This is a genomic window from Kurthia huakuii LAM0618, assembly GCF_000505545.1.
In the GTDB taxonomy this organism is placed as follows: Bacteria; Bacillota; Bacilli; order Bacillales_A; family Planococcaceae; genus Kurthia; species Kurthia huakuii.
Window position 1 is genome coordinate 171,512 of record NZ_AYTB01000017.1, and the last position, 19,977, is coordinate 191,488.

The window sequence follows — 19,977 nt, forward strand, 5'->3', positions numbered from 1 at the left end:
AATGGCAGAAAAGATTTTAGAAGTTAAAAATTTAAAACAGCATTTCGGTTCAATCAAAGCCGTAGATGGTATCAGCTTCGATGTTTATGAAGGTGAAACACTCGGTCTTGTAGGAGAATCTGGCTGTGGTAAATCGACAACTGGTCGTTCAATTATTCGCCTGTATGATATTACAGATGGGGAGATTACATTCCAAGGGAAAAATATCCACGGAAAAAAATCAAAAAAAGAGTTAAAGCAATTTAACAAAGAGATGCAAATGATTTTCCAAGATCCATATGCGTCATTAAACCCTCGTATGACTGCTGGTGAAATCATTGCAGAAGGATTTGATATTCATGGGATGTATAAAAATAAAAAAGAACGTAAAGAAAAAATCGGTACGTTGTTGGAATCAGTAGGGTTAAATCGTGAGCACGCAAATCGCTATGCACATGAATTCTCAGGTGGTCAACGTCAGCGTATTGGAATTGCACGTGCATTAAGCTTGGACCCATCATTTATTATTGCCGATGAGCCGATTTCGGCACTTGATGTATCGATTCAAGCGCAAGTTGTCAATTTATTACGCCAACTGCAAAAAGAACGTGGTTTAACGTACTTATTTATTGCGCATGATTTATCAATGGTAAAATATATCTCAGACCGTATTGCCGTAATGCGCCGTGGTAAAATTGTTGAACTAGGTACTGCTGAAGATATTTACAATTATCCGGTACATCCGTATACAAAATCGTTATTATCAGCGATTCCATTACCGGATCCGATTTCAGAGGCAACACGCACACGTATTCCATATGAGCATGAAGAAGTCGGTGATGATGCGAAAAGCCATGAAGTATTCCCGGGACATTTTGTATTTGGTACGGATGCACAAGTGAAAGAATGGTATACACATTAATTTTTACTAGAAAATAAAGTATTCATTTAATAGTCAAAAAAAGCGTTCTAACAATTGTTGGAACGCTTTTTTAATACAATTTTATGTATAAATATTACGGAATTCATAATATTCTTAAATAATGTTGAAATGAATGAAAGAGCTTCAAATGGTTTAAATTAAGATAATTTTCGGAAAAGTTTATATATTTGTTTTTTTCTGAAAAGAATTTTGGTATAGTATAGGTAGTTACTGATTAAGGTGGTAACGGAAAAATGTGTGAAATAGATAAGGGGGATAACAATGAAGAAAAAGTTCTCATTACTTGTTTTATTAGCATCATTAATGCTTGTTCTTGCAGCTTGTGGTTTTGGTGGCAGCGATGACAAGTCAGATGGCGACAAATCATCAGGTGGCGATAATTCAGCTGACAAAACGTTGAATTTATCAATCGCTACAGAACCACCATCATTAAACCCGCAAAAGGCGACAGATAGTACTTCAGGTTCTATCATCCGAAATACGTTTGAAGGTTTAACACGCGTGGACAATAAAGGGGAAATTCAAAACGCAGCAGCAGAAGAGGTAAAAGTTAGCGACGATAAATTAACTTATACATTCAAACTTCGTGATGCAAAATGGACAAATGGTGATCCTGTAGTAGCAGGCGATTTCGCTTACGCTTGGAAATGGGCATTAGATCCAAAAAATGCCTCTGAGTATGCATCAATCTTATACCCAATCAAAGGCGCTCAAGTGTACAATGAAGGTAAAGGTAAAGTAGAAGATTTAGGCATTAAAGTAGTAGATGATAAAACGTTAGAAGTAACACTTGAAAACCCAACACCATACTTCTTAGAATTAACGGCATTCTACACGTACATGCCTGTAAATGAAAAAGTAGTTAAAGACAATAAAAACTGGTTCTCTGAAGCAGGCGATAAATATGTAACAAACGGTCCATTTACATTAGATGAATGGAAACATAACGACTCAATTACTTTAAAGAAAAACGAAGATTACTGGGATAAAGACAATGTAGCGTTATCAACAGTAAATGTAAAAATGATTGAATCATCAGCAACAGCAAACCGTGAGTTTGATAGCGGAAACTTAGATTATCTAGGCTCTCCGTACAACGTTATATCTTTAGATAAAATGAACACGTACAAAGACCAAGGTGTTTTAAAATCTCAACCATACGCAGCTGTGTATGAGTACAAATTAAACACAACTGAAGGTCCAACGAAAAACGTTAACATTCGTAAAGCGTTAGCGATGTCAATCGACCGCGAAGCGTTAATTAAAAACGTGTTAAAAGGTAGTCAAACACCAGCAATGGCGGATGTTCCTGTAGCTATCGCAGGATTTGAAAATGATAACAACTTATTCGAAGGTAACAACACAGCAGAAGCGAAAAAATACCTTGAAAAGGGTCTTAAAGAATTAGGTCTTAAAGATGCTTCTGAATTAAAAATCGCGATTTCAATCAACACAGATGAAGGCCACGCTTCAATTGCGCAATTCATTCAAGAAGGGTGGAAGAAAAACTTACGTATCGAAACAACAATCGATAATGCTGAGTGGCAAGTGTATTTAGATAAAGTTTCGGCTCTAGATTACCAAGTTGGTCGTATGGGTTGGATTGCTGACTACAACGATGCTTACTCATTCTTAGAGCGTTATGACACAGCTAAAAACGGTAACAACGATACTGGCTGGGAAAACAAAGAATACAAAGATTTAATGACTAAAGCTGTAAAAGAAACAGATGAAGAAAAACGTATGGAATATTTAAAAGACGGTCAAAAAATCCTGATGGATGAAATGCCTGTTATTCCAATTTACTTCTATTCTAACGAATACGTAGCAAAAGATTACGTGAAAAACATGGCACCAGATAAACTTGGTAACATTAGCTTGAAAGAAGTAGATATTGAAAAATAAGATTATGAGTAACACATAATCACACTGACAAAGCTGTTTATAATCATTGATTATGAGCAGCTTTTATTATTTCTAAAATAGGACATGAAATCTATAGATTTGTGGTATAGATTGTCGAAGTAGTTGTCGCACTAGCCAACGGGAACCGGTCATTGAATAGACAATGGCTGACGTACAATAGAATGGAGGGTTTTTATGCTTAAGTATATTCTGAAGCGGTTTGTGTATATATTTATCGCACTGTTTCTCATTATTACGATTACATTCTTCCTCATGCGTTTAGCTCCTGGTAGTCCATTTGCATCCGAGAAAAGCTTCCCACCAGAAATTGAGGCACAATTAAATGCAGAGTATGGGCTCGATAATCCATGGTATATACAATATAAGGATTATTTAATATCAACAGCTCAATTAGATTTTGGTGAGTCGATGAAATATAAAGGGCGCTCAACAAATGACATGATTGCAGAAAGTTTCCCAATATCGTTGACACTTGGCGTTGAAGCGATGATTTTAGCAGTCGGACTCGGCGTATTGTTTGGCTCAGTTGCAGCTCTGTATCACAATCGGGGTGTCGATTATGTCGTCACGACGATAGCAGTCCTCGGTATATCTGTTCCATCGTTTATTTTAGCTGGGCTTTTGCAATATTTCCTTGGACTAAAATTACAGCTATTCCCAATAAGTGGATGGAATGGCTTTATATATAGTATTTTGCCAGCGACGGCTATTGCGGTGACGCATATGGGCTTTATTGCAAAACTTGTACGTTCGTCAATGCTTGAACAAAACAATAGTGAATATGTCAAAATGGCACGTTCAAAAGGATTATCAAAGTGGGGCGTGTTATTCAAACACTCATTGCGTAATGCCTTACTACCGGTTGTCACATATTTAGCACCATTATTTGCCGGTGTTATTACGGGGAGTTTCATTGTCGAGCAAATCTTTGCTATCCCCGGACTAGGGAAGTACTTTGTTACGAGTATTACGAACCGCGACTACACCGTTATTATGGGTACGACGGTATTCTACTCAATCATTCTGCTACTTGCGGTGCTAATTGTTGATATTTTATACGGATTTATTGATCCACGCATCAAGCTCAGAGGAGGCAAAAAAGCATGACACAACAAATCCCAAAAGAGAAGTTTAATATTGTTGGCGGAAATCATGCGGCAACTGATCAGCTCGCTGCAAAATCCGTATCATTTTGGAAGGAAGTGTGGCTACGCTTTGGTCACAATAAGCTTGCTATCGTAGGCATTATTATTTTAATTATTGTTGCAATAATGGCAATTTTTGTGCCGATATTTTCACCGTACACGTATAGTCAACAACTGGGTGTTTACAACGGTCCGCCATCTGCAAAAAACTGGTTTGGTACAGATGACCTCGGTCGAGATGTTTTTACACGCGTATGGTATGGCGCTAGAATTTCTCTATTTATTGGTATTACAGCAGCTGTCATTGATTTAATTATCGGTGTATTATGGGGTTCGGTTTCAGGGCTTGTTGGTGGTCGTGTTGATGATATTATGATGCGTATTGCCGATGTGTTAACAGCTGTGCCATATCTTTTAGTAGTTATTATTTTGCTAGTTGTGTTAAAACCAGGTTTAGTGCCCATCATTATCGCATTATCGATTACCGGTTGGGTCAACATGGCGCGTATTGTACGTGGTGAAGTATTATCAATCAAAAATCAAGAATATGTCTTAGCAGCACGTACACTTGGAGCTTCGACAGCTCATATCATTTCGAAGCATTTAATTCCGAATGCATTAGGTGCTATTTTAGTAACGATGACATTAACGATTCCAAGCGCTATTTTTACCGAAGCCTTTTTAAGCTTCTTAGGTTTAGGGGTGCCACAACCAATGGCTTCTTGGGGTACAATGGCATCAGATGGTAACAATGCGATTGATACAGCGCCGTGGCGTTTGATTTTCCCGGCAGTTTTGATTTCCATAACAATTTTTGCATTTAATGCAGTCGGCGATGGCCTTCGTGATGCGCTCGATCCAAAACTACGAAAATAGAGGTGACGACAATGGGTGAAACGATTTTAGAAGTCAATAATTTAAAAATAAACTTTAAAACGTATGCGGGCCTTGTCCAAGCCGTACGCGGGGTTAATTTTTCGCTTGAAAAAGGAAAAACGCTTGCAATCGTAGGTGAATCAGGTTCGGGAAAGTCGGTAACAAGTAATGCCATTATGAAATTGATACCGCAGCCGCCAGCCATTTATGCAGAAGGTGAAATCTTATTTAATGGTAAAAATTTAGTCACAGCAACGGAAAAGGAAATGACGAAAATTCGTGGTAATGATATCGCGATGATTTTCCAAGATCCGATGACGGCGCTTAATCCGACGATGCGTGTTGGGAAGCAAATTATGGAAGTTATTTTAAAGCATAATAAAAAAGCTTCAAAGGCAGAGGCAAAAAAACGCGCAATTGAATTACTTACTGAAGTAGGAATTCCATTTCCCGAACAGCGTTTTAAGCAACATCCACATGAATTTTCAGGTGGGATGCGCCAGCGTGTTGTAATTGCGATTGCGCTTGCAGCAGAGCCTAAAATTTTAATCGCCGATGAGCCGACAACAGCACTTGATGTCACGATTCAAGCACAGATTTTAGAGTTGATGAAGCAAATTCAGCGCACGAGTGAGACGTCGATTATTTTTATTACGCATGATTTGGGCGTTGTAGCAAATGTGGCTGATACCGTAGCGGTTATGTATGCAGGACAAATTGTTGAATATGGCACCGCCAATGAAATTTTCTACAATCCTAAACACCCTTATACATGGGGGCTATTAGGTTCGATGCCAGATCTCGATAACGAGGCCGATGAATTGTTGCGTACGATTCCAGGCTCACCGCCGGATTTAATTCATCCACCAAAAGGGGATGCGTTTGCGGCGCGCAATGAATTTGCACTCGCAATTGATTATGAGCAGGAGCCACCAATGTTTCAAGTGAGTGAAACGCATTTTGCAAAAACGTGGTTATTGCATCCTGATGCACCGCATGTACCAATACCAGAGGCAGTGCGCAAGCGAATCGAAGGCTATTTAGAGAAAAATGATGAAGTAGGCAGCGAACTTGGAAAGGGTGGCGACTAGTATGGCGGAAAAGATTTTAGAAGTGAAAGATTTGAAGCAACACTTCGGTTCGATTAAGGCAGTTGATGGTATTAGCTTTGATGTTTACAAAGGAGAAACATTGGGTCTTGTTGGAGAATCTGGTTCAGGTAAATCAACAACAGGGCGTTCGATTATTCGTTTGTATAATATTACAGGTGGGGAGATTACATTTAATGGTCGCAATGTCCAAGATAAAATGTCTGCCAAAGAACTGCGTAGCTTTAATAAGGAAATGCAAATGATTTTCCAAGATCCCTATGCATCGCTCAATCCACGTATGACAGCTGGCGAGATTATTTCTGAAGGCTTTGAAATTCATGGCATGTATAAAAATAAAAAAGAGCGTCGTGAGCGTGTCGGTATGCTACTAGAAGCGGTTGGGCTAAATCGCGAACATGCGAACCGCTATGCGCATGAGTTTTCAGGTGGGCAACGTCAGCGGATTGGCATTGCACGTGCGCTAAGTTTAGAACCATCGTTTATTATTGCCGATGAACCGATTTCGGCGCTAGATGTATCGATTCAAGCACAGGTCGTTAATTTATTAAAGCAGCTACAAAAGGAACGTAATTTAACGTATTTATTTATCGCGCATGATTTGTCGATGGTGAAATACATTTCAGATCGTATTGCGGTGATGCATCATGGAAAGCTTGTTGAAATTGGTACTTCGGAGGATATTTACAATTATCCGGTACATCCATATACGAAGTCATTATTATCAGCCATTCCATTACCGGATCCATTATCAGAAGCAACGCGCCAACGTATTCCGTATAAAGATGAAGAAGTAGGTGGTGAGCCAACTGTTCATGAAGTGTTTGAAGGACACTTTGTTTATGGCACAGATGAACAGATTAGTCGTTGGTACACCGGTAAAAAAGTTAAATTACAATAACTTTAAAGGGACATCAACCTGTGCATTTTGCATAGGTTGATTTTTTTGAATAGAAATAAGTATATGGGCCCCTGTTATTAGATGAATAAATGAATCGAAAATCAGTATATTGCAGAACTAGATATTTATGGTAAAATACTTTTAGGGTTATAATTTTTTAGAAAATTAACTATTTTCTAAAAACAAAGGGGATGACAACATGAAGAAACGCTTATTACCTTTATTATTGCTAGTCCTTATTATGAGTGTCTTAGCTGCTTGTAATTTTGGTGGAGATTCAAAAGAAGATTCTAGTAAAAAGGAAAGTGGAGAAAAAGCACAAGAACTAAACGTATCAATCATGTCTGAGCCACCAACATTAAATCCACAAATGGCGACAGATGCAACATCAGGAACAGTCATTAAAAACGTATTTGAAGGTTTAACACGTGTTGGGAAAGACGGTAAACCAGAAAATGCGGCAGCAGAAGATGTACAAGTAAGTGATGATAAACTTACATATACATTCAAATTACGCGATGCGAAATGGTCAAATGGTGATGCAGTCGTTGCAGAAGATTTCGCATATGCATGGAAATGGGCATTGGATCCAAAAAATGCCTCAGAGTATTCATCTATTTTATATGCAATTAGAGGGGCGCAAGATTTCAACGAAGGTAAAGGGAAAGTGGAAGATGTCGGAATCGAAGTTGTTGACGATAAAACGTTAAAAGTAACATTAACAAACCCAACACCTTACTTCTTAGAATTAACAGCATTCTACACATATATGCCGGTAAATCATAAAGTCGTTGAGAAAAACGATAAATGGTTTGCGGATGCAAGTGCTGATTTTGTAACAAACGGTGCGTTTGAACTTTCTGAGTGGAAACATAACGACAAAATCGTTTTAGCGAAAAGTGATAGCTATTGGGATAAAGACAATGTTTCTTTAGACAATGTCAATATTCAAATGATTGAATCACAAGCAACAGCAAATCGTATGTTTACAAACGGAGACATCGATTTCATCGGTGGCGACTTCCAAGCGATTCCACTTGATGCAATCGAAGGTTACAAAAAGGATAAGTCATTACAAGTAAAAGACTTTGCAGCAGAATATTGGTACAAAGTAAATACGACAGCAAAATATGTTGATAATGCCAATATTCGTAAAGCATTAGCGCTATCGATCAACCGTCAAGGCCTAATTGATAACGTGTTAAAGGCAGACCAAAAACCAGCATTAGGTATGGTGCCACCAGCGATTCAAAATTATGACGAAAAAGCATACTTTAAAGATAACGATATTGAAGGCGCGAAAAAAGCATTAGCTGAAGGTATGAAAGAATTAGGCATTAAAGATGCAAAAGACATTAAAATTGGTATCTCAATCAATACGTCTGAAGCGCATGCTGCAATTGCTCAATACATTCAAGAAGGCTGGCACAAAAACTTAGGTATCGAAGTAGCTATCGATAACTCTGAATGGCAAGTGTACTTAGACAAACTAAGTGCAAAAGAATATGACCTTGGTCGTCAAGGTTGGATTGCCGATTTCAATGATCCGTACACATTCTTAGAGATGTTTACATCAGCTGATAATGGCAATAATGATACAGGTTGGGAAGACCCGGAATACAAAAAATTAATGGGTAAAATCGTCAAAGAAACAGATACGGAAAAACGCTTAGCATATTTACAACAAGCGGAGGATATTGCGATGAAACAATTCCCAGTTATCCCTGTATACTACTACACAACAACGTATGTGAAAAAAGACTATGTGAAAAATATGGATCCTAATTTAATGGGCTTCATCGATTTAAAATGGGTTTCAGTAGAGAAATAAACACAACCGAGCATGCTATAACAGCATGCTCTTTTTTATGTACAGAATTTTAGCATTCTTTGAAATTTCAGACTTCTACATGTGGAATTGTGGTACGATAAAGATATACATAATGCTTAAAGGAGCTGGCTTTAATGGCAATTAAAACCGTAATTTTTGACTTAGACGACACGCTTTTATGGGATAAAAAAAGTATCGCAGATGCCTTTGCGAAAACGTGTGCACAAGCAGCACAAAAATATCCTCAGATTGAATCGGCAACATTAGAAGAGTATGTTCGTAACGCAGCACGCGCACTTTATGAAGGCTATGAAACATATGATTATACGGTGCAAATTGGTATCAACCCATTTGAAGGTTTATGGGGACATTTTGATGATCCAACAGAGGATTTCCAAAAAATGAAGGCAATCGTACCAACGTATCGCGCAGACTCATGGACAGCAGGCCTAAAAGAATATGGCATTGATGATGCTGCTTTCGGTCAAGAGCTAGGTGAAAAATTTGTGGAAAATCGTATTGCAAGCCCGTGCTTATATGACGAAACATATCAAGTATTAGATGATTTAAAAGAACGCTATCAATTAATTCTTTTAACAAATGGTGCGCCAAGTTTGCAAAATAAAAAATTAGAAATTACACCTGAGTTAGTTCCATATTTTGATAAAATCATTATTTCTGGTGATTTTGGAATTGGGAAACCAGACGCTTCAATCTTTGAACATGTGTTAACATTTGCAGATGGTAATGAAGAAGAATGTATCATGGTCGGCGATAACTTAATGACTGATATTTTAGGGTCATCTCGTGTCAACATGCGCAACGTATGGATTAATCGTGAAGATAAAGCACCAAGCGATGTTGTAGCACCAACATATGAAATTGATACTTTAACAAAATTAAAACCACTAATCGAATCACTATAATGAACCTAGTGCCTACTTTGAACGTTCTAAACGAATAGAAAAGGAGTGGGAGCGATGCCTAACAAGAAAAACAAAAAAGCATCTACTGCTATTATTGCTATGTTGTTAACAATCGCGATTGTAGTTTATCGATTATTCTATAGTTAGTTTCGAGTGAGCGCATTTTACAAATGCGCTCTTTTATAATTTAAGACACAAAAAAGAGGCTAGGAATCATTTCCTAGCCTCTTTTGAAATCTTATAAATTAATTTCTTTTGCGTCGAATACGCCTTCTGTTGCGATAACGAAGTCTAAGCTTTCAACACTGTTGTCGATTGCTAACATCATGATTGCATCGCCGCCTTCATCAGCACGACCAACTTGCATTGTTGCAATGTTGACGTTTTGCTCAGCTAATGAAGTACCTACGCGACCAATTACACCTGGTTTATCTGTGTGTTTGATGAATAGTAAGTTACCTTCAGGAACAACGTCTACTACATATTGGTCAACTTGTACGATACGAGCGCCAAGACCGTTTAGTAATGTACCTTTTACAGAGTGTTTTTCATTTTCAGTGACAACTTCTACTGTAATTGAGCTTAAGAATGCACGTGCTTGCGTAGATTTTTGTTCGCTAATTTTGATGCCGTTACGATCAGCAAGGTAGCGAGCATTTACGTTATTTACGTGGTTGCCTAAGTTGCGAGTAAGTACACCTTTTACTGTGTTGTTTGTTAATGGACGCACATCGTAGTTTGCAACATCGCCAGAGTAGTAGATGTTGATTTCAGTAACAGCTTCGTCTGTTAAGTTCATAGCGAATGCACCGATTTTTTCACCTAGTTCGAAGAATGGTTCAACTTTTGCAACAACATCTTTAGGAACTGATGGCATGTTTACAGGGTTTTGAACTGTACCAACATTGAAGTAAGAAAGGATATCGTTACTTACGTCTACGGCTACAGATTCTTGTGCTTCCACTGTAGATGCACCTAGGTGAGGTGTTGCGATAACTTGTGGAAGGTCTAATAGGCGATTGCCTACGAATGGTTCTTCTTCCATAACATCTAATGCAGCGCCCGCTACTTTACCAGATTCGATTGCATTGTATAGTGCTTCCTCATCGATGATACCACCACGTGCACAGTTAGCGATGCGTACGCCGTCTTTCATTACGTTGAAAATATCTTCGTTAATCATATGACGAGTAGAGTCAAGTAATGGTGTGTGGACAGTAATAAAGTCTGCAACTTTTGCAACGTCTTCTACTGAACCGTAATCTACGCCTGCTTTTTCAGCTTTTTCAGCAGTTAAGAATGGGTCGTATGCGATAACGTTCATGCGGTTACCTTTTGCACGGTGTGCCACTTCTTGACCGATACGACCAAAGCCGATAACGCCAAGTGTTTTGTTTTTAAGCTCAACACCGACGAATTTTTTACGATCCCAGCGACCTTCTTTTAAAGAAACGAACGCTTGTGGAATGTGGCGAGCAAGTGCGAAAATCATCGCTGTTGTATGCTCAGCAGCAGAGTTTGTATTACCATCCGGTGCGTTGACAACGATAATCCCTTTTTCAGTTGCAGCTTCAAGGTCAATGTTATCTACACCAACACCAGCGCGTCCGATAAGTTTTAAGTTGTCAGCAGCTTCGATAATATCACGCGTTACTTTTGTTTGAGAACGTACTAATAATACATCGTAGTTAGCAATAATTGCTTTTAATTCTTCTGGTTGAAGGCCAGTTTTAATGTCAATGTTTAAATCTAATTCTTTCTCTTGACGTAGTGGGTAAATACCATCTTCGCTTAGTGGGTCACTGATTAAAATGTTAATAGCCATCGTTAATTCTCTCCTTATTGTGTCACAGTTGTTGTAGTTTTTTGTAAGTAAATTTTTTGAGCGGCGCGAGTACCGGCGCCAAGCTCGATTGTTTTTCCAACTTTCGTTAAGGCAATTTCAAATGCACTAATATATTGAAGTACATCAGCAGGTGAGCAGTAGCCCATGTGACCGATACGGAAAATGGTATCGGTCATTTTATCAAGCCCGCTTGCGACATCGATATTGAAATCTTCTTTCAGCACTTTGCGGAAGGCTTGTGCATCAAAGTCTGTTGGGGCAACCGCCGTCACAGAAGGGGATGCATAAGCATCTTCAACGAGTAAGTTCACGTCGAGTGCCTTTAGTGCTGCACGTGTCATATCACGCATTAGCGTGTGACGAGCGTATACTTCTTCAACGCCTTCGTCTTCTAATTGATCGAGTACTGCATCAAGTCCATGGAATAGGCCAAGTGCAGGTGTAAAAGGGGTGTTACCTTTGTCGAGGGCATCGCGATGTTTTGTTAAGTCTAAGTAGTAGCCCTTCGTATCATTTTGTTCTATTACTTTCCAAGCACGGTCGCTTACGGCGATAAATGCCAGACCAGTTGGAAGCATAAAGCCTTTTTGAGAGCCTGTTACGACAATGTCGAGGCCCCATTCGTCCATCTTTGTTTCAGCACAAGCGATGGCTGAAACGCCGTCTGCAATGACGATGATGTCATCATTGATAGCGTGGACTGCTTGAGCAAGCTCACCAACAGGGTTCAGCACACCTGTTGATGTTTCGCAAAATGTTGAGAACACTGCTTTAATATCAGGATGTTGTTTGACGTGAGCGATGACTTCATCGAGTGGGAAAGCGTGTCCCCACGGACTTGTGAACTCATGTACGTCTAATTCATAGCTTTCGCAAATCTCTGTAAAACGATGGCCAAATACACCTGTAGAAAGTACAAGCACTTTATCGCCCTTCGTCGTTACATTGACGACTGCAGCTTCAAGACTGGATGTGCCACTACCTGCAATCATTAAAACATCTTGCGCTGTACCGAAATACTTTTTCAGTCTAGGCTTAATATTTTGAATAATTTGATAGGTTTGCGGCGCATGGTGACCAGACATCGACTGTGTCATTGCGCGGTTCACACGTGGTGGAACTGGAGTTGGACCTGGAATACGTAACACTTGATAATCTTGTAACATAAACAAAAGCTCCTCTCAAAGTTAAAAATAAAAGCCTTTCATCCCATACAATCGCAGACGAGTGTCTATGACTGTAGGGGCGAAAGGCTAAATTAACAATTTAGTAACGCGGTACCACCCTAATTTTCCCGTTCAAAAATAAGAACTAGGCTTTGCTGTATGCGTAACGTGCATGCGACGAATCTCCTTACTTTGGAATTTTCGGGAGATCTACTCGAGAGTGGAACTTATAATTGAAACCGCTGATTTGCACCGACCACCAGCTCGCTGTGAGGCTTTCATAAGTATAAGCATGTCTCTTTCAACGTATTTTTGCGTGATTTGAATTTAACACAATATTAAAGCGATTATTAAGTAATGTCAATATTTATTTCAAATTTTTTTTTAAATCAACTAGAAACAGGCTAGTGGAAAAGCTAAAAAACGAACAAAATAAAGTAAAATAGTAATCAATGTTCGTCCTTTCAGAAAGGACATAAATTAAACTTTTTTCTTAAAAATAAAAACAATCGTACTAGACAACTTAAAAATCTTGTACAATAGATAACGGTTATTTTTAAATTGATTAAAAAGATTGAAGAGTCGAAAAATTAAACAGACATTAAAGGAATTTCTCGCTTATGTAGCGAATATAGTAGAAGAAGTGAATGACTATTCATAAAGGAGTGTTAGCATGAATTACGAAACAATCTTATGTGAAATGAATGAGCGCGTAGCAACGGTAACATTAAATCGCCCACAAGCCATGAATACATTAAATGAACAAATGGCGATTGATTTAGCAGAATGTTTTGAAGCGTTATATGAGCAAAATGTTCAGGTTGTTGTGCTACAAGGGGCCGAAAAAGTGTTTTCAGCAGGTGGCGATATTAAAGAAATGCTGAAAGGTTCAGCAAGAGGTGCGGATACAAAGCAAATAATGACGTATCTAACACGTGCGATTAAAGCGTTGTATATGCTACCAGCTGTCACTGTAGCAGCTGTACACGGAGCAGCTGCTGGTTTTGGACTAAGCTTAGCATTAGCATGTGATTACGTGATTGTTGAGCATGATGCAAAACTTGCTATGAATTTCATTGGCATTGGACTGATTCCAGATGGAGGAGGCCATTTCTTTATGAAAGAACGCGTTGGCGCTGTGAAAGCGAAGCAAATCATTTGGGAAGGGCGTGTCATGGATGGTGATGAAGCTGTTGAATGGGATTTAGCAGATATCGTTGTTGAAAATGGTATGGTAAAAGAAGTTGCAAAGCAATTTGTTGAAGGGCAGCTTCAAACACCGCTATTAGCGAAAATAGAAACAAAGCTATTATTAAACGGCTCACAAGCTGATAAACTAGATCGATACTTAGCGCAAGAAGCAGAAATGCAACCACGTATGCGCGCTACAAAAGACCATTTAGAAGGTATTGAAGCATTTGTAGAAAAACGTCAGCCGGTATTTAACGGGGAATAGAAAAGAGGACGCTCATTATAAGCGTCCTCTTTTAATTACACGTGAAAAACAATTAGTTTTCCTTTGTTATTTACTAAGCGATGCGTTTTTTCAGCAAGGCCTAGTTCTTCAATTTTTTGTGCCCCTTGTTCTTTAGCGATAGCATCTGTTTCGAACTCCCAGTCTTCATCAAATAGTGACTCACCTGAGCTTTCAAATGCTGTAAAACGGTATGTTGTCATTTTCCCCACCCCTAATTGTTTAAAATTGTAAATGAATCTATATTCATTGTACAAAAAAATGGAAAATAATTCATCAAAAAACAATCGGTTTCAGTATTTTAATGTTACTCAAACGGGCAAAATGGTACAATGAACAATGTAAATAAATGAAGTGAAGCCGAACTATTTGGCAAGCTGAAAATGAAGGGGGACGGACTCCACATGAACGGTATTGCAACGTTAAAAGTAGGAGATTCAGTCGATCAATATTTATTGATTAAACAATCAACAAAAGGTGTTACAACAATGGGGAAACCATTTATGACACTTATTTTACAAGATAAAAGCGGTAGCGTTGAAGCGAAACTTTGGGATGCTGGTGATGAACAAGTACGTTTGTATCCAGCCGGTGTTGTCGTTCATATCGGCGGCGAAATTCAAGATTATCGTGGTAAATTGCAACTGCGCATTAAACAAATTCGTCCATTACATCCCGACGAGGCGATTGGTGTTGAAGATTTAATTCAATCATCAGAAACGCCAAAAGAACAATTGTATGAAGAATTTAGTCAATATTTCTTTGAAATTAAAAATCCAAATATTTCACGTATTACGCGCCATGTTGTGCGTAAATTCCAAGAACAATTGATGACGTTCCCAGCAGCAACAAAAAATCATCATGAATATGCTTCAGGATTATTAGAACATGAAACATCGATGTTACGCTTAGCAAAGTCTATTTGTGATTTATATCCAACGCTAAATCGCGACTTACTGTACGCTGGCGTTATTTTACATGATATTGGTAAAGTTATTGAGCTATCAGGTCCAATTTCAACGATGTATACAGCAAAAGGGAATTTGCTTGGTCATATTAACATCATGGTATCTGAAATCGAAAAAGCAGCAGCGGAGCTTGAAATCGATAGCGAAGAAGTTATGTTACTTGAGCATATGGTGTTATCTCATCATGGTAAGGAAGAATATGGTAGTCCGAAAAAACCAATGCTACAAGAAGCGGAAATGCTGTTCTATATCGATAATATCGATGCGAAAATGAATATGTTAAAACGTGCGCTTAGCAAAACAGAACCGGGCGAGTTTACAGAACGTTTATTTGCGTTAGACAACCGTTCGTTCTACAAACCAACAATTGATTAATCGTTGCTATATACAAAAAAGGCTAGATTCCAATAGAATCTAGCCTTTTCTTTATTGTATTATTTGCTTGAAGTTGATGAACCTAGGAAACTAGCTAATGCGTCTTTTAAATCTTCATCTTCGATTTTAACATCAGCATCTTTCATTAGTTTCGAAATTTTTTCTTGAAGTTTTGTGTTATTAGGATCTTCTTCTTTTGCTTTCGCTAATTGAAGTTTTGCTTTGATTTCATCTTTTTTCTCTTCTAAAGTACCATCAACTTTTTTCTCTTTAGTATCTTCAAGTTTGATGATGTGGTAGCCATAATCAGATTTTACAGGGTCAGAAATTTCACCTTTTTTCATTGAGTAAGCAGCATCTGTGAATGCACCAACCATTTGATCAGGACCAAACCAACCTAGTTCCCCACCATTAGCGCCAGTGCCTGTATCTGTTGAATTTTTCTTCGCTAATTTAGCAAAGTCAGCACCATCGTCTAATTGTTTTTTCAATTTTTTCGCTGTTTTTTCATCAGCTACTAAAATATGGCTTGCTTTTACTTCTTTACCTAAACGATCGTAGTATGTTTTGATTTCTTCATCAGAAACCTTGATACCATCGCGTTGAGCAGCTTCTTGTAATAAAGAAAGTTTTGCATAACGTTTGAATGTATCTTCTGTCATACCTTGTGATTGTAAGTATGTTTTGAAATCAGTACCTTGAGCTTCAACTTGTTTCTTTTGCTCATCTACTTTTGCTGTAACTTCTTTATCTGTCACTTTATATTTATCTTCTAATACTTTTTCAAGCATGATTAATTGAAGTGCTTGGCTACCCGCTGTAGTTTTCATTTCTTGATACAGTTGTTCAACAGTAACGTCGCCAACCTTAGAAGTTACTACTTTCTCATCCATGCCGCCATTACCACATGCTGCAAGAGTAAGTACAGATGTAGCTAATGTTGCTGCTAAAATACCTTTTTTGATGTTCATAATAATCGTTTTCTCTCCCAACTTTTGCTTCAGAATATATCTACTTTTGTAACTATAACATAAACGTTTTAAAAAAGGAAAAGGTTGCCTATATTATGATTGTAATCTAATTTAACTATGATAAAAGTCTGTATGAAAAGCCATAAAAAAAGAAGAAAATATGTATATATACATATTTTCTTCTTTTTAGTTTATACAGCCATCGTCACTTCAATATAGAAAGAAACGAGCAGGATCGTGATTAAAATATTAATCGTTTTGTAGACTTTAGGCTGTTTTTCTTCAGGTATTTCGCGGCGTGCACATAAAGTCGCTGTCATCTTATTAATTTGGAATAAATAAAAGACAGAAAATAAAATAACGAATAATACGATCATGTCCATTCCCCCTCTCTCGTACTATTTACTAAGCATATCAAATGACAGGGTAACAGCACAACATTAATGCAATAGGATTAAGATTTGAAATCCTTTGTCATTTTCTTCAACTAATGATTTTTTAGGGGCCTTTAGTAAATGTTTCACGTATAACAGGTCAATTAAACATAAACCACTATGAAAAGCGAGTAACAACGTAAAATAATGGCGGAATGAAGGGAGTATCAATGCGCCAATAATTAAACTAACGTTAAGTACGATAAAAGGAATTAATAGCGACGCGATATAGCGCGATTTAAAAACGGGCTCTGTGACATATAATTTTAATGTTGGTACGATTTTAAAATAATACTTTATATGAAAACGAACATGTTTTTTAACTTTAATTAGTGGCAAGAAATGTAGTAGCTTGTGCACCGGATAAATCATCAATAAGACGACGACGAACAAAGGAAACAATTGGTCTGAAACCGGTCCGCGACGAAAGACATTCAATGCGATATAAAAAACAGAAAACACAGCGAGCATACTCATGATAGACATTAATAAAATGCGATCATGTCCATACAGTTTTTGTACATTAATGGTTTTCCAGCAATGCAAGTTAGGCATCTCCATTCATTTAAAATTCTCGATACATAACCTTAATCTTTTTCATAGCGAAAAGCAAGCTTTTTAATGCCTAAAATTAAGAAATAACCCCACTAAATACATCTAGTAGGGTTATGTTAAAAGAAGCTTATTTTAGCTGTTGTCTGTGTCTTTAAATGATTTTTCAAAAATATCCATGAAATCATCGCCGTAAATATTACGAATTACAGCCAATAGTTCTAAATACTGCGGGAATTTACCGTACATTTCCTTTAAAGGAAGCGAACCTTCTAATACAGCGTGGTTAGTAGAATTGAAGCTATCATCGATTTCTTTCAATAAAGCTTGACCCTTCTCTGTAATCTCCACATATGTATTTCGTTTATCATCATCACGTTTTGAAAATGATAGCAATCCGCGTTCCTCTAAATTTTTAGAAAAATTGAACGCCGTCGAAACATGCATTACGCCAAACTTTGCAATATCCGAAATCGAAGCCCCTTGTAAGTTTGCTGCGATGCTTAGGACATGATGCTCGTTAATATTCAAATCGAATGGTTTAATCCACGCTTGCCAATCTTTTTCGACCGCTTTCCATAGCGCCTTTGAAAGATGAGCGATGCGTTGAGTATACAACATGGCTTCCTGTGCCGCGTTTACTTCTTCAGACATAGCTATCACCACTTTCGCAATTTTCTTTATATTATAACATTATTTCCCAAAAGTATACAAGTTGCTTTCAATAAAAATACGAATAATTCTAAAAATTTATGGTTCATGACATAGATAGGTTAGTATGGCTACGTCATGAAGTGCTTATATTATGCTTTTGGCTGTTTTTTAAATGTTAATCGATTTACTAATTTTTCTACTTCTGTCGACATTTCGCTCGCTGCTTGACCTAATTCATTTGCAGATTGGCTTACGGCTTCAATATTACCTTTTAAACGATTTTGAATTGGTGCTGTGTCTTGTTGGAATATTTGTACAGAAGTTTTTACATCAGAAATCACAGTAGGTACTGTCGTTTGTATTTCTGACTTAATCATATTCACAGCATCCTTTATACTAGAAAAACGTTGTTGTAGTTCATTACCAACTTCTTGGCTAGCATCTTTTGTCGATTTAAGCGATTGGCGGACGTCTTTACCTGATTGGGGCGTTGATAGTAGCATAGCTGTAGCTCCTCCAACGATTCCGACTGCTAGACCTAAAAGTGATGATTTGATATTCATATGTTACGACCCCTTTCAAACATATTATTGCCTTGATTTACTCTATTAAAACATATTATTACAATATAAAGCTATGGTTTGCCTTGAAATGAGCGTTACAGCGCTATTTCAACGCAAAAAAAAGATTTGAAAAAGGGAGCTTTCATTATTTGAGCATAAAAAAAGAACCTTTATGTTTAAAAATAAAGGTTCCTTACTGCACTTACGCGTGTGAAGCAGCAGTGTCAAAGTTTGAACGTTTGACTAAGCCTGTGATAATCGGATAAATAATCACAAAAGCTATGATGTTAATAACGATTGCTGGCAACACAACAGAAACAAGTAATGCTGTGAATGGAATGTCTGCACCAACGACTAAAATAGCTGATCCTAAAAAGACACTGCCTGAGATAGCTGTACCAATACCGACAAGAACAGCAGACACCGCAATTTTTTGTGATACTTTTTTCAGTACGACAATTAATGCGAAGAAAATAAAAGCTGTGACGAACTTATCGATAATATTTGGTACAAAACCTGCAGGGAATGTAGAAAATAGACCAGATAGAATACCCGTTGTTAACGCTAGTAAAAAGACATCACGCGTATTTGGGAATAATAGAATACCCACGAACATCATCGTTAACATAAAGTCCGGTTTCATTCCGCCCATAATGCCAGGGATTACTAGATACAATGCGCATCCAACCCCAACCAACAGTGCCATTAACACTAAATTTTTCGTTTTCATAATCTCATCTCTCCTAAGCTATGCTTTTGTTTGTCTCCTAATGTCTCCTGTGAGCATTAGCGAAACTTACTATGATTCTACATTCTGAATTCTTTAAAAGCAAGATGGGTAACTGCTAAAAGCGTGAACATTTTGAAAAATGCTACGTCAAAATAAAAACCCCGCAAGAGGCGAGGTTACGTACTACATTATAGATTAGCTTTAATTTTTTCTGATAGCTCAGCTAAAATGGCTGGTGTAAATTCATCTTGCTTTGTATTCCATGTAGCTTTGAAGCCATCTGTTTCATCGTATCGTGGGATGAAGTGTAAGTGGAAGTGGAATACACTTTGACCTGCAGCTTCGCCGTTGTTATTTAATAAGTTCATGCCAACGGGCTTGAATGTTTCGTTGATAGCATTCGCAATTTTTGGTGCTACTGAAAATAAGTGACTCGCTACTTCCTCTGACATTTCAAAAACATTTGCTGCATGTTCTTTTGGAATAAGTAATGTATGACCTTTTGTTAATGGACCAATATCCATAAATGCAAATACATGCTCATCCTCGTAAATTTTTGTGCTTGGAATGTCTCCAGCAATGATTTTACAAAATAGGCAATCTGACAT

General features: G+C 37.7%; 20 protein-coding genes. 10 read left to right on the forward strand and 10 right to left on the reverse strand.

From position 1 onward, the window contains the following. The first annotated feature begins 1 nt into the window (after position 1). The 8 genes from V514_RS0115955 (at position 2) to V514_RS0115990 (ending at position 9,636) form a co-directional block, all read left to right on the forward strand. Entirely contained in the window at positions 2-901 is a 900-nt protein-coding gene (locus tag V514_RS0115955) for an ABC transporter ATP-binding protein (protein ID WP_029500862.1), read from the forward strand. A gap of 282 nt (positions 902-1,183) precedes the next feature. After that, positions 1,184-2,827 carry a peptide ABC transporter substrate-binding protein gene (locus V514_RS0115960; protein WP_029500863.1) on the forward strand — a complete coding sequence of 548 codons (1,644 nt, stop codon included), beginning with the start codon at positions 1,184-1,186 and terminating at the stop codon, positions 2,825-2,827. A 195-nt stretch (positions 2,828-3,022) separates the two neighbouring features. Further along, positions 3,023-3,955, forward strand: a complete 933-nt coding sequence (locus tag V514_RS0115965) for an ABC transporter permease (RefSeq protein WP_029500864.1) — start codon at positions 3,023-3,025, stop codon at positions 3,953-3,955. Beyond that, a complete protein-coding gene (locus V514_RS0115970; RefSeq protein WP_029500865.1) occupies positions 3,952-4,869 on the forward strand; it encodes an ABC transporter permease in 918 nt (305 codons plus the stop codon). Before V514_RS0115965 ends, V514_RS0115970 begins: the two co-directional genes overlap by 4 nt. Positions 4,870-4,880: 11 nt before the next feature. Then, positions 4,881-5,960, forward strand: a complete 1,080-nt coding sequence (locus V514_RS0115975; protein ID WP_029500866.1) for an ABC transporter ATP-binding protein — start codon at positions 4,881-4,883, stop codon at positions 5,958-5,960. A gap of 1 nt (position 5,961) precedes the next feature. Then, on the forward strand, positions 5,962-6,879 hold the full coding sequence (locus V514_RS0115980) for an ABC transporter ATP-binding protein (protein WP_029500867.1): 918 nt from the start codon (positions 5,962-5,964) through the stop codon (positions 6,877-6,879). Between the two features lie 199 nt (positions 6,880-7,078). Continuing rightward, positions 7,079-8,710 carry a peptide ABC transporter substrate-binding protein gene (locus V514_RS0115985; RefSeq protein WP_029500868.1) on the forward strand — a complete coding sequence of 544 codons (1,632 nt, stop codon included), beginning with the start codon at positions 7,079-7,081 and terminating at the stop codon, positions 8,708-8,710. 134 nt (positions 8,711-8,844) lie between these two features. Then, positions 8,845-9,636, forward strand: a complete 792-nt coding sequence (locus V514_RS0115990; protein ID WP_029500869.1) for an HAD family hydrolase — start codon at positions 8,845-8,847, stop codon at positions 9,634-9,636. A 238-nt stretch (positions 9,637-9,874) separates the two neighbouring features. On the opposite strand, the gene serA is transcribed toward V514_RS0115990, so the two are convergent. Next, the gene (gene serA / locus V514_RS0116000; protein ID WP_029500870.1) at positions 9,875-11,461 is read right to left on the reverse strand and encodes a phosphoglycerate dehydrogenase; all 1,587 of its coding nucleotides are present in this window, start codon (positions 11,459-11,461) and stop codon (positions 9,875-9,877) included. 14 nt (positions 11,462-11,475) lie between these two features. Then, a complete protein-coding gene (locus tag V514_RS0116005) occupies positions 11,476-12,648 on the reverse strand; it encodes a pyridoxal-phosphate-dependent aminotransferase family protein (protein ID WP_029500871.1) in 1,173 nt (390 codons plus the stop codon). 673 nt (positions 12,649-13,321) lie between these two features. Here V514_RS0116005 and V514_RS0116010 point away from each other — a divergent pair. Then, a complete protein-coding gene (locus V514_RS0116010; RefSeq protein ID WP_029500872.1) occupies positions 13,322-14,104 on the forward strand; it encodes an enoyl-CoA hydratase in 783 nt (260 codons plus the stop codon). 35 nt (positions 14,105-14,139) lie between these two features. Here V514_RS0116010 and V514_RS0116015 read toward each other — a convergent pair whose 3' ends face one another. Further along, entirely contained in the window at positions 14,140-14,325 is a 186-nt protein-coding gene (locus V514_RS0116015; protein WP_029500873.1) for a YhzD family protein, read from the reverse strand. 201 nt (positions 14,326-14,526) lie between these two features. Between V514_RS0116015 and yhaM the strand changes: the two genes are divergently transcribed. Continuing rightward, complete coding sequence (gene yhaM, locus V514_RS0116020; protein ID WP_029500874.1) at positions 14,527-15,465, forward strand: 3'-5' exoribonuclease YhaM; 939 nt, start codon at positions 14,527-14,529, stop codon at positions 15,463-15,465. Between the two features lie 59 nt (positions 15,466-15,524). Here the strand turns inward: yhaM and V514_RS0116025 are convergent, their stop codons facing one another. The 7 genes from V514_RS0116025 to V514_RS0116055 all read right to left on the reverse strand — a co-directional run bounded on the left by V514_RS0116025 (position 15,525) and on the right by V514_RS0116055 (position 19,977). After that, complete coding sequence (locus tag V514_RS0116025; protein WP_081715079.1) at positions 15,525-16,436, reverse strand: peptidylprolyl isomerase; 912 nt, start codon at positions 16,434-16,436, stop codon at positions 15,525-15,527. A gap of 191 nt (positions 16,437-16,627) precedes the next feature. Beyond that, on the reverse strand, positions 16,628-16,813 hold the full coding sequence (locus tag V514_RS0116030) for a hypothetical protein (RefSeq protein ID WP_029500876.1): 186 nt from the start codon (positions 16,811-16,813) through the stop codon (positions 16,628-16,630). 63 nt (positions 16,814-16,876) lie between these two features. Further along, positions 16,877-17,416, reverse strand: a complete 540-nt coding sequence (locus V514_RS0116035) for a DUF3267 domain-containing protein (RefSeq protein WP_029500877.1) — start codon at positions 17,414-17,416, stop codon at positions 16,877-16,879. A gap of 141 nt (positions 17,417-17,557) precedes the next feature. Then, positions 17,558-18,082, reverse strand: a complete 525-nt coding sequence (locus V514_RS0116040; protein WP_035945024.1) for an HTH-type transcriptional regulator Hpr — start codon at positions 18,080-18,082, stop codon at positions 17,558-17,560. A 143-nt stretch (positions 18,083-18,225) separates the two neighbouring features. Then, entirely contained in the window at positions 18,226-18,639 is a 414-nt protein-coding gene (locus tag V514_RS0116045; RefSeq protein ID WP_029500879.1) for a YtxH domain-containing protein, read from the reverse strand. 202 nt (positions 18,640-18,841) lie between these two features. Beyond that, positions 18,842-19,369 (reverse strand): tryptophan transporter, encoded by a 528-nt coding sequence (locus V514_RS0116050; RefSeq protein WP_029500880.1) that lies wholly within the window; start codon positions 19,367-19,369, stop codon positions 18,842-18,844. A gap of 188 nt (positions 19,370-19,557) precedes the next feature. After that, the gene (locus tag V514_RS0116055; RefSeq protein WP_029500881.1) at positions 19,558-19,977 is read right to left on the reverse strand and encodes an HIT family protein; all 420 of its coding nucleotides are present in this window, start codon (positions 19,975-19,977) and stop codon (positions 19,558-19,560) included.

Excerpts from the sequence above, each read along its gene's own strand:
- V514_RS0116010 (WP_029500872.1), top strand. The coding sequence starts at position 13,322 with ATGAATTACGAAACAATCTTATGTGAAATGAATGAGCGCGTAGCAACG.
- V514_RS0116045 (WP_029500879.1), bottom strand. The coding sequence starts at position 18,639 with ATGAATATCAAATCATCACTTTTAGGTCTAGCAGTCGGAATCGTTGGA.
- V514_RS0116015 (WP_029500873.1), bottom strand. The coding sequence starts at position 14,325 with ATGACAACATACCGTTTTACAGCATTTGAAAGCTCAGGTGAGTCACTA.
- V514_RS0115965 (WP_029500864.1), top strand. The coding sequence starts at position 3,023 with ATGCTTAAGTATATTCTGAAGCGGTTTGTGTATATATTTATCGCACTG.
- V514_RS0116050 (WP_029500880.1), bottom strand. The coding sequence starts at position 19,369 with ATGAAAACGAAAAATTTAGTGTTAATGGCACTGTTGGTTGGGGTTGGA.
- V514_RS0115960 (WP_029500863.1), top strand. The coding sequence starts at position 1,184 with ATGAAGAAAAAGTTCTCATTACTTGTTTTATTAGCATCATTAATGCTT.
- V514_RS0116030 (WP_029500876.1), bottom strand. The coding sequence starts at position 16,813 with ATGATCGTATTATTCGTTATTTTATTTTCTGTCTTTTATTTATTCCAA.
- V514_RS0115985 (WP_029500868.1), top strand. The coding sequence starts at position 7,079 with ATGAAGAAACGCTTATTACCTTTATTATTGCTAGTCCTTATTATGAGT.
- V514_RS0116025 (WP_081715079.1), bottom strand. The coding sequence starts at position 16,436 with ATGAACATCAAAAAAGGTATTTTAGCAGCAACATTAGCTACATCTGTA.
- serA (WP_029500870.1), bottom strand. The coding sequence starts at position 11,461 with ATGGCTATTAACATTTTAATCAGTGACCCACTAAGCGAAGATGGTATT.
- V514_RS0116005 (WP_029500871.1), bottom strand. The coding sequence starts at position 12,648 with ATGTTACAAGATTATCAAGTGTTACGTATTCCAGGTCCAACTCCAGTT.
- V514_RS0115970 (WP_029500865.1), top strand. The coding sequence starts at position 3,952 with ATGACACAACAAATCCCAAAAGAGAAGTTTAATATTGTTGGCGGAAAT.
- yhaM (WP_029500874.1), top strand. The coding sequence starts at position 14,527 with ATGAACGGTATTGCAACGTTAAAAGTAGGAGATTCAGTCGATCAATAT.
- V514_RS0116055 (WP_029500881.1), bottom strand. The coding sequence starts at position 19,977 with ATGTCAGATTGCCTATTTTGTAAAATCATTGCTGGAGACATTCCAAGC.
- V514_RS0115990 (WP_029500869.1), top strand. The coding sequence starts at position 8,845 with ATGGCAATTAAAACCGTAATTTTTGACTTAGACGACACGCTTTTATGG.
- V514_RS0115980 (WP_029500867.1), top strand. The coding sequence starts at position 5,962 with ATGGCGGAAAAGATTTTAGAAGTGAAAGATTTGAAGCAACACTTCGGT.
- V514_RS0115955 (WP_029500862.1), top strand. The coding sequence starts at position 2 with ATGGCAGAAAAGATTTTAGAAGTTAAAAATTTAAAACAGCATTTCGGT.
- V514_RS0115975 (WP_029500866.1), top strand. The coding sequence starts at position 4,881 with ATGGGTGAAACGATTTTAGAAGTCAATAATTTAAAAATAAACTTTAAA.